Below are 14,348 nucleotides of genomic sequence, written 5' to 3' on the forward strand. Positions count from 1 at the left end.
TTCTAATAGCATTCAACTACCCCTGCTCATGCCTTCACTTCTACAGAAAGCCCCCCAACCACCGCTTACAACCCGGTGGATACCTACACGGCTCCGCCTCGGATTCTTGCTCTTACTAATCGGCGGTTTGCTAAGCATAAAAGCCCACGCCTTGCAGGGGCTAACGGGCGTGCACGATCCATCTACGATTGTTAAAGACGGCGACCGTTACTGGATTTTCGCCACGGGGCAAGGCATTTACAGCATGTCGTCGACGGACTTAATTAACTGGACTCCGGGGCCGCGTGCGGTGTTCGTCAACAATGCTTACCCGAGCTGGATCAACACGAAAGTGCCCGGTTTTCAAGGCAATTTTTGGGCTCCGGAGTGCTTTTTCATGAACGGCAAATTTCACCTGTATTACTCCTGCTCCACGTTTGGCTCCAAGGTATCGGCCATTGGTTTAGTCACCAACGTAACCCTGGACCCTAGCAGCCCCAACTACCGCTGGGTCGATCAGGGCGAGGTGATTTCAACCAGCAGTAACAGTAGTGTGAATGCCATTGATCCGGCCGTATTCCGCGACGCCAACAACAATGTATGGCTTAGCTATGGCTCCTTTTTCGGTGGCCTACGCACCACGCAGCTGAACCCGGCTACGGGCAAGCTTTTGGGCACCAGCGAGTTTAGCATTGCCAACGGCGATGTAGAAGCGGCTCACATCATGCGTCACGGCAACTTCTATTATCTGTTTATTAACCGCGGCGCCTGCTGCCGGGGGGCAAATAGTACCTACTTCGCGCAGGTGGGCCGGTCAGCTTCGCCCTCAGGACCGTTCCTCGATAAGAATGGCGTCGACCTGAATAATAGCGGCGGCACCACCGTGCTAAATTCCTCGGGTCGCTATATTGGGCCGGGCCACATCGGGGTATTCGAGGAAGGCGGCGTCAGCTACGTTTCGCACCACTATTATGACCGGGATGACAACGGCGTGCCCAAGCTCGGGCTGGCCAATCTGACCTGGGATGCCACCGACTGGCCCGTTATCAGCCGCGACTGGGTGAAGCCGGGCCGCTACGAAATTGCCAATAAAAACAGCGGCTTGGTTTGGGATGCCTGGGGTTGCACCGGTGTCTCGGGCCAGATGATTGCGCAGGGCACAAAGTCCGGCCTGAACTGCCAGCAATGGGATTTTACGGCGCTGGGCAATGGCGAATACAAAATAACGACTGCGCTGGGGGCCTCGCCGCCGATGTATCGGGCTGCTCCCCCGATGCTGGGGCCAAGCTTCAGCTGTTTGCCGATAATGGCCTGGCCTGCCAGAAATTTCGCATTGAGCGGGCCAACGATGGTACCTTGGTTTTCGCTTCCGTAAATGGCAACCGGGTAGTAGAAGTGCCCTTCGCTTCTACCGCAGTCGGCATACAGCTGGGCCTTTGGGACTACAACGATTGTGCCTGCCAACGCTGGACCTTGGCCGCACCGGGCACGCTTACCGCAACCAACACGCCGGCGCTCCTAACGGAAGTCAGCATCTACCCTATTCCGGCTATCCGGGGCAGCTTTACGGTAGAGCTGGGGGGCAAAAAAACAGGTGGCGCCGTCACGGTTCAGATCTTCAATTTGCAGGGCCGATCAGTGTATCAACGCAAATTTGCCCCCCAGCAGAGCAAGGTAGCTGTGGAGGCCGCGTTGGCGCCGGGCGTTTACTTGGTGCAGGTGCAGCAGGCCGGCAAACTGCTGAATCAGAAGGTGACAGTTGAGTAAGCTAAGGCAATGGAATAGAATGTAAGAGACACAAACGATTGTGTAATTCAGGAAGTCTTTCTACTTTACATACCAAATCTGAGGATGTTGCTATGGGTGCACGCCGTTGTTATTCGTCGTTTCTGTGCCTCAAGCGATTTACCTCTAATTATTTAGTGGTAAACTGACGCCCTGAAAGCTCTGCTTGCTAAACCGTTTTGGTATCCTCTCATTAGCCTTCCACCTCCTATTCCTGACCACTTAAAGCTCTTTTCTCTCCCCGCTATGAATTCTTTTTCCCGTATTTCTTCGCTGGGCGGAAACCTGGCCGGCGTGCTGCTTCTCGTAGCCTGCAACCAGCAACCCTCCAGCAGCGAAAACGCCAATTCCAGCGCTGCCGCCGACTCCACCCAAACTGCCTCCACCGCTATGACCCCAACCGCTACTTCCTTCGGCAAAACCACCGACGGAACGGAAGTCCAACTGTACACGCTCACCAACTCCCACGGTCTGCAAGCCAAAATCACCAACTACGGTGGTACGCTTACCAGCCTGCTGGTGCCGGACAAAAGCGGCAAGCTGGGCGACATCGTATTGGGCTTCGATAATGTGAGCGGCTACCAGAGCCCGGAGTATGTTAAGTCGGGGCCTTATTTCGGTGCACTGATTGGCCGCTACGGCAACCGCATCAAGGGGGGCAAATTTACCCTGGATGGCAAGGAGTATAAGCTGGCTACCAACAACGGCGCGAACCACCTGCACGGCGGCGTAAAAGGCTTCGATAAAGTAGTGTGGCAGGCCCAGCCCGGTAGCTCTGCCGATGGTCAAAACCTGACGCTGACCTACACCAGCAAAGACAGCGAAGAAGGCTACCCCGGCAACCTCAACGTGCAGGTAGTGTACACGCTCACCAACGACGATGCGCTCCGCATCGACTACACGGCCACTACCGACAAGGCTACGCCCGTTAACCTCACCAACCACAGCTACTTCAACCTCAACCACGGCACGGCCAAGGACATCCTGAGTCATCAGGTAACCCTGAATGCCGACCGCTACACGGTAGTAGATGCCGGCCTGATTCCGACGGGCGAATTGCGCCCCGTGACAGGCACTCCCTTCGACTTTACAACTCCCCATGCCATCGGCGAGCGGATTGGGCAGGTAGAAGGCGGCTACGACCACAACTGGGTGCTGAAAGGTACCGGCAGCGGCATGCGCCAGGCTGCGATGGTGTACGAGCCTACCTCGGGCCGCACGCTTACCATCACCACCGACCAGCCTGGCGTGCAGTTTTACACCGGCAACTTCCTCGATGGCACCCTCACGGGCAAAGGCGGCACCAAGTATGTCAAAAATGGCGGTTTCTGCCTGGAAACCCAGCATTTCCCCGATTCGCCCAACCAGCCTAAGTTCCCTTCTACCATCCTGAAGCCAGGCGAAACTCTACGTTCCTCCACGGTGCATCAGTTTGGGGTGCGCAAGTAATCCGGCCTGCTATTTTACCTGAAAACCGACTTATTCATTTCTATCGTGCAAGATTCACAATCGATTGATTCCGGAGCAGATGCCTACGTTATCGGGGTCGATTATGGCACCGATTCCGTACGTGCTTTGCTGGTAAATGCCCGCACTGGCGCCGAGGTGGCCCAGGCCGTGCATTACTACGCCCGCTGGAAAAAGCTGCTCTACTGCAAGCCCGCCCGCAACCAGTTTCGTCAGCACCCACTGGATTATTTGGAGGGGCTGGAAACGACCATCCGTCAGGTAGCCCAAAAGGTGCCCGCCGAGCAAATAGTGGGCATAGCCGTGGATACCACTGGCTCTACCCCCTGCGCCGTTGACGAGCATGGTACTGCCCTTGCCATGACGCCTGGCTTTGAGGAAAATCCCAACGCCATGTTTGTGCTCTGGAAAGACCACACAGCCCTGGAAGAAGCCGCTGAAATCAATCACAAAGCCCGCACCTGGGGCGGCGAGGACTACACCAAGTATGAAGGCGGCATCTATTCCTCGGAGTGGTTTTGGGCTAAAATCATGCACGTGGTCCGCGAAGATGAGGCCGTAGCCAAAGCTGCTTACTCCTGGATGGAGCACTGCGACTGGGTAACGCTACAGCTCACGGGGGGCAATTTGCATGACTTCAAGCGCAGCCGCTGCGCCGCAGGTCACAAGGCACTGTGGCACGAGAGCTGGGGCGGTCTGCCGCTGGAGCAATTTATCATTCACCTGGAGCCCAAGCTGACCTTGCTGCGCGGGCACCTGTATCAGGACACCTTCACCGCTGACCAAGTTGCCGGTAACCTGTCGGAGGAGTGGGCAAAGCGCCTGGGCCTGACTACGAATACAGTAGTAGCAGTCGGCTCGTTCGATGCCCACGCGGGCGCGGTAGCTGGCGAGATTGAGGCCTACTCCATGGTGAAAGTTATGGGCACCTCTACCTGCGACATCGTAGTAGCTCCAAATGAGGAAGTAGGCGATAAGCTGGTGCAAGGTATTTGTGGTCAGGTAGATGGCTCTGTGATTCCGGGCATGCTGGGCCTGGAAGCGGGTCAATCAGCCTTTGGCGATTTGCTGGCTTGGTTCCGGCAGATTATCGAGTGGCCCTTGCTCACGCTGCTGCCGCAGTCGAAAGTGCTAACGCCCGAGCAGCAGGAAGCCCTACGCGAAGAAATGAGCGACCGGCTGCTGATTGAACTCACGAAAGCGGCCGCCGAAGTTGACCCTGAAGAGTCGTCCGTTTTGGCCCTAGACTGGGTGAATGGTCGGCGCACGCCGGATGCTAACCAAGCCCTGAAAGGCGCCATCATGGGCCTAACTATGGGCACAAATGCCCCCAGATTTTCCGGGCGCTGGTAGAAGCCATCTGCTACGGCTCCAAGCAAATTGTGGAGCGCTTTGAGCAGGAAGGTATTCCCATCAAGCAGGTTATCGGTATTGGCGGCGTAGCTAAGAAGTCGCAATTCGTGATGCAAACCCTGGCAGACGTGCTCGACCGGCCCATTAAGATTGCCACTTCTGAGCAGGCTCCGGCCCTCGGCTCCGCCATGTATGCGGCTGTAGCCGCCGGCGTGCACCCCGATGTATTAACCGCTCAGCGGGTTATGGGTAGCGGCTTTGCCGAAACATATCACCCAAATCCCGCCCGCGTGGCTGACTATCAGCGTCGCTACGCCCAGTATCAGGCCTTTGGTCATTTTGTAGAATCCAAGACGCTGGGGGGCAAAAATGAAGCACCGGAGCCTAGCGAATCGAGAGAAACCGAGCCAGCCCTAAATACCAACGCATGAGCCAGTATCAGGATCTAAAACAGGCCTGCTACGAGGCCAACATGCAGCTACCCAAGCTTGGGCTGGTGCTTTTCACTTTCGGCAATGCCAGCGTGGTGGACCGGGAACAGGGCGTATTTGCCATAAAGCCCAGCGGCGTCCCCTACGACACTTTGCGGCCCGATGACATCGTGATTATGAGTTTGGGGGGCAAAGTGGTGGAAGGTACTAAGCGCCCGTCGTCGGATACGAAAACGCACGCGGTCCTTTTCAACCACTGGGAACACATTGGCGGCATTGTACACACGCATTCCACTTACGCTACCTCCTGGGCGCAGGCCCAGCTCGATATTCCCATTCTGGGCACCACCCACGCCGACCACCTCACCGCCGATATTCCCTGCGCCCCGCCCATGGCCGACGCCATGATTGCGGGCGACTATGAGCACCAAACCGGCTGGCAGATTCTCAATGAGTTTCAGCGCCGCGGCCTCTCTCCTACCGAGGTGGAAATGGTGCTGCTCAGCAACCACGCACCTTTTACTTGGGGCAAAACCGTGGAAAAGGCGGTGTACAATAGCGCAGTGCTGGAAGAAGTGGCCCGCATGGCTTACCTCAGCTGCACTCTGCGCCCCGATGTGCCACGCCTGAAAGACGCCTTGATTCAAAAACACTACGACCGCAAACACGGCGTGAATTCCTATTACGGGCAGTCTTAAGAAGCTATCCGAATAACCAGAACGTCATGCAGAGGCGGAGCCGAAGCATCTCGCGTGCTGATGTTGCCAAGCTAAACAACTAAACACGCGAGATGCTTCGCTGTGCTCTGCATGACCAAAGTCTTTAAAACTCTCCCTAATTATGCTAGACATTTCCCACTACGAAGCTTGGTTTATTACTGGTAGCCAGCACCTCTACGGCCCCGAAACGCTGGAACAGGTGGCGCAGCATTCTCAGCAGATTGCTGCTGCGCTGGACACCGAGCTACCCATCAAAATCGTGTTCAAGCCTGTGCTAACTGGCCCCGATGAGATTTATCAGCTCATGCAGGATGCCAACACCACCAAGAACTGTGTGGGGCTGATTGCGTGGATGCATACCTTCTCGCCCGCCAAAATGTGGATCAACGGCCTGAAGATTCTGCACAAGCCGATGGCTCATTTGCACACCCAGTTCAACCGCGATATTCCGTGGGCTGACATCGATATGGACTTCATGAACACCAACCAATCGGCGCACGGCGACCGGGAGTTTGGGTTCATTGGCACACGCATGCGCCTAAATCGTAAGGTGGTGGTGGGCCACTGGCAGGATCCCGCCGTGCACCAGAGCCTGAATGTGTGGGCCCGCGTGGCTTGCGCCTGGGCCGACTGGCAGGGGGCAAAATTTGTCCGTTTCGGCGATAATATGCGCTACGTAGCCGTGACCGAGGGCGACAAAGTGGAAGCTGAAATCAAGTTTGGCTACTCCGTGAACACGTATGGTATTGGCGATTTAGTGGCTGTCATCAATGCAGTGAGCGACGCGCAGATCGATGAGTTGATGGCCGACTACGCCCAGCAGTACGAGTTGGCAGACACGTTAAAAGATGGCGGCAGCCAGCGCGAGTCGTTGCGCGAGGCGGCTCGCATTGAGGCCGGTATGCGCAAGTTTTTGCAGGACACCGGCGCCAAAGGCTTCACCGATACCTTTGAGGATTTGCACGGCATGGCTCAGCTACCCGGCATTGCTACGCAGCGCCTGATGGCTGAGGGCTACGGCTTTGGTGGTGAGGGCGACTGGAAAACGGCAGCGCTGGTGCGGGCTATGAAAGTGATGGGCGCTGGTCTGCCGGGGGGCAATTCTTTCATGGAAGACTACACCTACCACCTGGCACCCAACAACAATCAGGTGCTGGGCTCCCACATGCTCGAAATTTGCCCCACCATCTCCACGGGCAAAGTGCGCTGCGAAGTACACCCCTTAGGAATTGGCGGTAAAGCTGACCCGGTGCGCCTCGTGTTCAACTGCCCCGCCGGCCCAGCCCTGAACGCTACGCTGGTTGACATGGGCAATCGTTTCCGTTTGCTGGTGAATGAAGTGGAAGCCGTAGAGCCCGAGCAAGACCTGCCGAAGCTCCCCGTAGCCCGCGTACTGTGGAAAGTAAAACCCAGCTTAACAGTAGGCGCGGCGGCTTGGATTCTGGCCGGCGGTGCTCACCACACGGGCTACAGCCAGAATTTAACGGCCGAATATTTAGAGGACTTTGCCGAGATGGCCGGTATCGAATACGTTTTGATAGATGACGATACCAAGCTGCGCACCTTTAAAAATGAGTTGCGCTACAACGAAGTAGCTTATGGCAGCCGATAATTTCACTACTTTCCCAAATCCTTACCATCTGTCAGCCAAAAGCCCTACTCCTTTCAAATGAATCAGCTCGCAACGATTGACTACATCGTTTTCATTATTTACTTCATCATTGTTGCCGGCTATGGCATCTGGATTTATCGCCGCAAAAACACGCACGATGGCACGGTGGACGGCGACTCAAAGGATTACTTCCTCGCCGAAGGCTCGCTAACGTGGTGGGCCATTGGCTCTTCCCTCATTGCTTCCAACATCTCGGCTGAGCAGTTTGTGGGTATGTCGGGCTCCGGGTTTAAGATGGGTCTGGCCATTGCCACCTACGAGTGGATGGCGTCTATCACGCTGATTATCGTGGCGGTGTTTTTCATTCCGGTATACCTGAAAAACAACATTGCCACGATGCCGCAGTTCTTGAGCCAGCGCTACAATAGCACGGTGGCCATGATTATGGCTGTGTTCTGGCTTATGCTGTATGTGGTCGTAAACCTGACTTCGATTCTCTACCTAGGGGCTATTGCCATCAGCAGCATCTCGGGTTTCGACATTACGCTCTGCATGTATCTGCTGGCGATCTTCGCTATTTTCATCACCCTGGGTGGTATGAAAGTAATCGGCTACACCGACGTAATTCAAGTATTCTTCCTGATTCTGGGCGGTTTGGCGACTACGTATCTGGCCTTGAATCTGGTGGCTGAGCATTACGGCAGTACGGGCGTGCTTAAGGGCTTCTCGCTAATGACGAGCCAGGCCAACGACCACTTCCACATGATTTTCAATCGCGACAATCCGAACTACCTCGATCTGCCCGGCCTGACGGTGCTACTTGGCGGTATGTGGATTGTGAACCTGAACTACTGGGGTTGCAACCAATATATCACCCAGCGCGCCTTGGGTGCCGACCTGCCAACGGCTCGCGCTGGCCTGCTGTTCGCTGCTTTCCTGAAGATGCTGATGCCGGTAATTGTTGTGTTGCCAGGTATTGCAGCGTATGTACTGTTTAAGGCCGACGTATTCGGTGGTGAAATGATGCAGGATGGAGAGTTGAACCCTGACCGGGCGTACCCGGTGCTGCTCAATATTCTGCCCGTAGGCTTGAAGGGCTTGTCTTTTGCAGCTCTTACGGCAGCGGTAGTAGCCTCGCTGGCTGGCAAAGCCAACAGTATTGCCACCATCTTTACCCTCGACATTTATAAGAAAGTGTTCAACGAGGGCGCCTCGGAAAAGCAGTTGGTACGCGTAGGCAAAATCTCGGTGGTAGTCGCCATGATTTTGGGCGTGCTCATCGCTCCCTTCCTGGGCATCGACAAGAAAGGCGGCTTCCAGTACATTCAGGAATACACAGGCTTCGTGTCGCCGGGTATTTTCGCCATGTTTATTCTGGGCTTCTTCTGGAAGAAAACCACCTCTACGGCGGCCCTGTTTGCTACCATCGGCGGCTTCCTGCTATCGGTGCTGCTGAAGTTCCTGCCGAACATGATGGATCTGTCGTTCCTGGCTCCCATCGGTTTTGCCGTGCCGAGCGCAACCGGCGTTTACGAGATTCCCTTCCTCGACCGTATGGGCATCGTGTTCGTCATTTGCGTACTGATGATGGTGGTTATTAGCCTGATTGAGAACAGTATGGGCGTAAAAACCAACGGGCTGGAAATTGACCGGAGCATGTTCAAAACGAACCGTAGCTTCGCTATTGGCTCTATCGTGGTCTTTATCCTCATCACCACCCTCTACACGGTTTACTGGTAACCAAAAAAGCCCCCAGTTACCTTCTGGGGGGCTTTTTTTAAATGATTTGCGTCATGACTTCAACACGCTACATCCCACCTAAAAATATACTCATGAAGACACATTTTATTTCCCATCGAGCACAATCGATTGTGTTCGGTTTAGGCCTCTGTGGAGCGCTGACTACCAATTTGGTACACGCCCAGACGGCCAGCCCTACCAGCACTATTACGGTGCAGGTAAACAAGCCCGGCGCTCCGGTTGCCAAGACTATGTATGGCTTGTTTTTCGAGGATATCAACTTCGGCGCTGATGGCGGTCTTTACCCCGAGCTGGTGAAGAACAAGTCGTTTGAAACCGATGACCGCCTGATCGGCTGGAAAGGCATCAAAGGGGCCTCGGCCCTCTCCACCTACACGGTTTCCAGCCAGCAGCCCATCAGCGAAAAGAACAGCCACTTCCTCCGCCTGACCGCTACCACCGCCAGCCCCGACGCGGGCTTCGTGAACGAAGGCTTCCGGGGAATGGGCGTGAAGGAGGGGGCCGAGTACACGTTTTCGGTGTATGCCCGTCGTGGCCCCGGCAATGTTGGGGGGCTAAATGTGACGATAGAGGAGCCCGCCCGTGCCCAGGCAAGCGGCCCCGAAGCGCCTGCCTCGGGTAAGGTATTGGCCACAGCCAAAATCACTGGCCTGACCAATGAGTGGAAAAAGTACAGCGTAGTATTGAAGCCCTCGGCTACGGCCGCCAAAGCGCGCCTGAAGCTCACCGTAGACGGCACCGGCACGCTCGATCTGGATGTGGTATCGTTATTCCCAAAAAACACCTGGATGAAGCGCGAAAACGGCATGCGGGCCGACCTCGTGCAGCTGTTGAAGGACATGAACCCCGGCTTCCTGCGCTTCCCAGGCGGCTGCATCGTAGAGGGCGTCACGCTCGACAACCGCTACCAGTGGAAGGAAACCATTGGTGATGTGGCCAGCCGCTCGCCTATCATCAACCGCTGGAATACGGAGTTTAAGCACCGCTTCACGCCCGATTATTATCAGTCGTTTGGCTTGGGCTTCTTCGAGTATTTCCAGCTTTCCGAAGATCTTGGCGCTGAGCCGCTGCCTATTCTGAACGTAGGCATGGCTTGCCAGTTCAACTCCGCAGAACTGGCCCCCATCACGGCCGCCGGTGGCCCCAGCGCCCCCGCCCACGACCACGCCGAAGATGACCCGACCCTCGACACCTTCATTCAGGATGCACTGGATCTGATTGAGTTTGCTAACGGACCCGCTACTAGCACCTGGGGGCAAAACGGGTGGCGATGGGTCATCCGGCACCATTCAATCTGAAATACATCGGGATTGGCAACGAGCAATGGGGCCCGCAATATCTGGAGCGCTACGAGCCGTTTGCCAAAGCCGTGAAGGCCAAGTACCCCAATATGAACATCGTGAGCAGCGCTGGTCCGTCGCCGGGTGGCGAGCTGTTTGATAAGGCCAGCGCAAAGCTGCGGGAGCTAAAAGCCGAGCTGATTGACGAGCACTACTACGCCAAGCCTGAGTGGTTTCGTGAGAATGTGGGCCGCTACGACAACTACCCCCGCACAGGCCCCAAGATCTTCGCTGGCGAATACGCTGCCCAAAGCGTAGCCATCGGCAGCCCCGACAACAAAAACAACTGGGATTGCGCCATCTCGGAAGCCGCCTTTATGACGGGCCTAGAGCGCAACGCTGACGTTGTAACAATGGCTTCCTACGCTCCTCTGTTTGCTCACGTGGATGCCTGGCAGTGGACGCCTGACCTTATCTGGTTCGACAACCTGAAAGCCTACGGCACGCCCAACTACTACGTGCAGAAGCTGTTTGCCACTAATCCGGGCACTACTATGCTGCCCGTGCAGCTCGGCAACAACGCCAAAAACGGCCAGGATAACCTATTCGCCAGCGCCGTAGCCGACGATAAAGCCGGTGAAGTAGTGGTGAAACTGGTAAACTACTCGCCCCAGCCCCGCACCGTAACCCTGAACCTGGCCGGTGCCAAGAAACTGGGCAAATCGGGTAAAGCTATTGTACTTGCCAGCAACGATTTGCAGGCAGTGAACAGCATCGAGCAGCCCATGAACATTGCTCCTAAGGAGGAAAAGTTTGCGGTCAAATCTTCGACGATAAGCTATACGTTGGCCCCCAATTCCTTCACGGTGTTGCGCGTTCCTGGAAAGCGCTAAACGATTTATCAATCCGAAGTTGATGGGTGGAAAAAGGAAGCAGCCGGTTTCTTTTTCCACCCATTTTTTTGGCCCTGGGCTCTTTGCCTCACCCCTAGGAGTGGGGCCGGGGTGAGGCCCTCGTTGAACATCACGTCTATGAACCACAAAACCAGACTCCTGCTGGCCCCAGCCTTGGCGCTGGCGCTATCTGCGCAGGCCCAGAAAATGCCACCCACGCGCGCTTTTCATCAGTGGGCGCTTACTCCGCCGATGGGCTGGAATAGCTGGGACTCGTATGGCCCTACCGTAACCGAGACCGAGGTGAAAGCCAACGCCGATTATATGGCGAAGTACCTCAAAACCAGCGGCTGGCAATACGTGGTAGTGGACATTCGGTGGTACGTGGGCAACGACACGGCCCACGGCTACAACGAGAAAAACCCTGAATGGAACATCGACCAATACGGGCGCTTCGTGCCGGCCGTCAATCGGTTTCCGTCGGCGGCAAATGGGCAGGGCTTCAAGCCGTTGGCTGATTATATGCACAGCAAAGGGCTCAAATTCGGTATTCATATTATGCGCGGCGTGCCCGTGGTGGCTGTAAACCGCAAGCTGCCCATTCTGGGGAGCAAGGCAACAGCGGCGGATATCTACTCGACGGAAGACCAAGCGGGCTGGCTGCGCGATATGTACACCGTAGTGGCTGGGCGGCCGGGCGCGCAGGAGTACTACAACTCGCTGTTCAGGATGTACGCCGACTGGGGCGTGGATTTCGTGAAAGTCGATGACCTTTCCTCGCCCTACCATGCGCCCGAAGTGGAGATGATTCGCAAGGCCATTGACCTGACCGGCCGGCCAATTGTGCTGAGCACGTCGCCGGGCGAAACGCCCATTGCCCAGGCCAAGCATGTGCAGCAGCACGCCAATATGTGGCGCACCGTGGGCGACTTCTGGGATAGTTGGGAGCAGCTGAAGGAGCACTTTGAAGTATGCAACCGGTGGGCGCCCTACAGCATGCCCGGCGCCTGGCCCGATGCCGATATGCTGCCGCTGGGCCGCATCGGGATTCGGGCCGAGCGGGGCGACGACCGTATGTCGCGCTTCACCAAAGACGAGCAGTACACGCTCATGTCGCTGTGGTCGGTGTTTCGCTCCCCGCTGATGTTTGGGGGCGACTTGCCTAGCAATGACGCCTTTACTCTTTCTCTGCTGACCAATAAGGAAGTGTTGGCCATGCATAGCACAAGCACCAACAACCGTCAGCTATTCCGCCGAAACGACCTCATTGCCTGGGTTGCCGACGACCCTAAAACCGGCGACAAATACCTGGCCCTGTTTAATGCGCAGGACCAGGAGCTTGCTGCGGAGGAAGAAGCGGCGTGGTCGAGTGGGCTGATTACGCGCCAGACGCCCGGGCATAGTAAGCCGGTTGACATCGACATTCGGGGGGCAAAAAAGCTCTACCTAAACGTGCGCAACGGCGGCGACGACATTGCCTGGGACCACGCCGATTGGCTGGCTCCTACCCTATCCGATGGGCAAAAAAGCGTGGCCCTGAGTACCATTCCCTGGAAGCAAGCTTCGGCTGGTTGGGGTAAGGTAACGGCCAACAAAAGCGTATCGGGCGCTGAGCTGCTGGTGGGGGGCAAAAAGTACCCGAACGGCATCGGCACCCACTCCAACTCCATGATTGAGTACGATTTGCCCCCGGCTTCACCCGCTTCACCGCTACCGTCGGCCTCGACAACGCGGGCGCCTCGCAGAATACCGGCGGCACGGTGCAGTTTCTGGTGTTCACCAAAAACCCGTTTAAGCCCGTTCCGCCCGATTCTGCGCAGATGGAGGTAGCCTTACAGCAATTGGGTTTCAACTCCGCCTGCACTATTCGTAACCTGTGGACGGGCAAGGAAGTGGGCACGTTTACCGGCACATTTGCCCCCCACATCCGACGACACGGCGCGGGGCTGTATCGAATCTCAGCCAAGCCAAAATCGAAGTAGCTTCCGCAACTTTCTTCATCATATAAATTAGCTCCGTACCAAATACCAATTAACAGCAAGGGCCGACTGCATGCAGTCGGCCCTTGCTGTTGCCAAAACAGTGCGGTTATTTAGCCGGCTTCACTCCTTCGGTTGTCATCACCACGCGCTTCATGGTGCCGTCTTTGTTATAGTAAAGGTTATCGATGCAGACGGAGCGGCGGAAGCTGCCGCCGTCGGTTTGCAAGGCGCCGTTGTGATAGATGAAATACGATTGGCCTTTGAAGTCAATGATAGCCTGGTGGTTGGTGTTGGAATTGCCTGCTATTTCATTCAGAATACCTTTGTACTCCCACGGCCCTTCGATATTCTTGCTCATGGCGTACACGATTTTCTCCGGAAAGCCTGACGCATACGACAAGTAATACCAGTCGCCGCGCTTATGAATCCAGGGGGCTTCGGTGAACTTGGGCAGGTCCACGGTTTGGATTGGGCCGTCCAGCTCAGTCATGTTGGGCTTGAGCTTGGCGTAGTAGCAAGCTGTATTCCCCCAAAACAGATACGCCTGGCCTTTTCCATCAATCCAGATGGTGGGGTCAATATCGTCCCAGCTAATCGTAGCCTTGGTGGTTATATTGTTGGTAATCAGAGCTGAGCCGCGCGCGTCCTTGAATGGCCCCAACGGATTATCGGCCACCGCTACCCCAATGGCTTTGCCTGGGATAGTACCGTGCTCCACGGCCACGTACCAATAAAACTTGCCGTTGCGCTCCACCACCTGCGAAGCCCACGCGTCGCCCTTGGCCCAGGCAAAATCCTTGGCCGCCAGTGGCACCGGATGCTCCGTCCAGTTCACCATATCCGACGACGAAAAGCAGAGCCACTCGTTCATCACGTAGCGCTCCTGCTTGGGCGGCGCTTCATCGTGGCCGGCGTAGATGTACACTTTGTCTTTGTAAACCAGCGCAGCCGGGTCGGCAGTATACTTGTTTTTAATGATAGGATTGCCCCCGGCGGGTTAAGCTCCGGCTTCACAATCGATTGTGCAGAAGCAGAAAAAAAAGCAGCTATTCCAAGGCAAGCTGCCGCAACGGTTAGGTTTACTCT

The 14,348-nt window shown here is 56.0% G+C and carries 8 protein-coding genes and 3 pseudogenes; 10 read left to right on the forward strand and 1 reads right to left on the reverse strand.

All coding sequences use genetic code 11. From position 1 onward, the window contains the following. Positions 1–28 precede the first annotated feature (28 nt). From H9L05_RS20410 to H9L05_RS20460, 10 genes and pseudogenes are all read left to right on the forward strand, one after another. Positions 29–1,201, forward strand: a pseudogene (locus H9L05_RS20410) (family 43 glycosylhydrolase); the annotation flags it as partial. Beyond that, positions 1,165–1,746, forward strand: a complete 582-nt coding sequence (locus H9L05_RS20415) for an RICIN domain-containing protein (protein ID WP_223284601.1) — start codon at positions 1,165–1,167, stop codon at positions 1,744–1,746. The pseudogene H9L05_RS20410 and the gene H9L05_RS20415, both read left to right, overlap by 37 nt. Before the next feature lie 264 nt (positions 1,747–2,010). Then, complete coding sequence (locus H9L05_RS20420) at positions 2,011–3,213, forward strand: aldose epimerase family protein (RefSeq protein ID WP_223284602.1); 1,203 nt, start codon at positions 2,011–2,013, stop codon at positions 3,211–3,213. A 45-nt stretch (positions 3,214–3,258) separates the two neighbouring features. Further along, positions 3,259–5,015, forward strand: a pseudogene (locus tag H9L05_RS20425) (ribulokinase). Next, positions 5,012–5,713 carry an L-ribulose-5-phosphate 4-epimerase gene (locus H9L05_RS20430; protein WP_187732458.1) on the forward strand — a complete coding sequence of 234 codons (702 nt, stop codon included), beginning with the start codon at positions 5,012–5,014 and terminating at the stop codon, positions 5,711–5,713. Before H9L05_RS20425 ends, H9L05_RS20430 begins: the two are co-directional and overlap by 4 nt. A gap of 142 nt (positions 5,714–5,855) precedes the next feature. Further along, positions 5,856–7,346 carry an L-arabinose isomerase gene (gene araA, locus H9L05_RS20435; protein ID WP_187732459.1) on the forward strand — a complete coding sequence of 497 codons (1,491 nt, stop codon included), beginning with the start codon at positions 5,856–5,858 and terminating at the stop codon, positions 7,344–7,346. A gap of 57 nt (positions 7,347–7,403) precedes the next feature. Then, a complete protein-coding gene (locus H9L05_RS20440) occupies positions 7,404–9,086 on the forward strand; it encodes a sodium/sugar symporter (protein ID WP_187732460.1) in 1,683 nt (560 codons plus the stop codon). 365 nt (positions 9,087–9,451) lie between these two features. Next, positions 9,452–11,280 (forward strand): annotated as a pseudogene (locus H9L05_RS27045) (alpha-L-arabinofuranosidase C-terminal domain-containing protein); the annotation flags it as partial. 138 nt (positions 11,281–11,418) lie between these two features. After that, positions 11,419–13,110, forward strand: coding sequence for an NPCBM/NEW2 domain-containing protein (locus tag H9L05_RS20455; protein WP_187732463.1), 1,692 nt, complete (start codon positions 11,419–11,421; stop codon positions 13,108–13,110). Beyond that, positions 13,101–13,262 (forward strand): hypothetical protein, encoded by a 162-nt coding sequence (locus H9L05_RS20460; protein WP_187732464.1) that lies wholly within the window; start codon positions 13,101–13,103, stop codon positions 13,260–13,262. The genes H9L05_RS20455 and H9L05_RS20460 overlap by 10 nt, the downstream gene beginning before the upstream one ends. A 106-nt stretch (positions 13,263–13,368) precedes the next feature. Here the strand turns inward: H9L05_RS20460 and H9L05_RS20465 are convergent, their stop codons facing one another. Continuing rightward, entirely contained in the window at positions 13,369–14,241 is an 873-nt protein-coding gene (locus H9L05_RS20465; protein WP_187734356.1) for a glycoside hydrolase family 43 protein, read from the reverse strand. Positions 14,242–14,348: the final 107 nt, after the last annotated feature.

The organism is Hymenobacter qilianensis, from assembly GCF_014489555.1.
Lineage (GTDB): Bacteria > Bacteroidota > Bacteroidia > Cytophagales > Hymenobacteraceae > Hymenobacter > Hymenobacter qilianensis.

Coding starts and splice junctions, on each gene's coding strand:
- H9L05_RS20415 (WP_223284601.1), top strand. CDS start 1,165: ATGGGATTTTACGGCGCTGGGCAATGGCGAATACAAAATAACGACTGC.
- H9L05_RS20420 (WP_223284602.1), top strand. CDS start 2,011: ATGAATTCTTTTTCCCGTATTTCTTCGCTGGGCGGAAACCTGGCCGGC.
- H9L05_RS20430 (WP_187732458.1), top strand. CDS start 5,012: ATGAGCCAGTATCAGGATCTAAAACAGGCCTGCTACGAGGCCAACATG.
- araA (WP_187732459.1), top strand. CDS start 5,856: ATGCTAGACATTTCCCACTACGAAGCTTGGTTTATTACTGGTAGCCAG.
- H9L05_RS20440 (WP_187732460.1), top strand. CDS start 7,404: ATGAATCAGCTCGCAACGATTGACTACATCGTTTTCATTATTTACTTC.
- H9L05_RS20455 (WP_187732463.1), top strand. CDS start 11,419: ATGAACCACAAAACCAGACTCCTGCTGGCCCCAGCCTTGGCGCTGGCG.
- H9L05_RS20460 (WP_187732464.1), top strand. CDS start 13,101: ATGGAGGTAGCCTTACAGCAATTGGGTTTCAACTCCGCCTGCACTATT.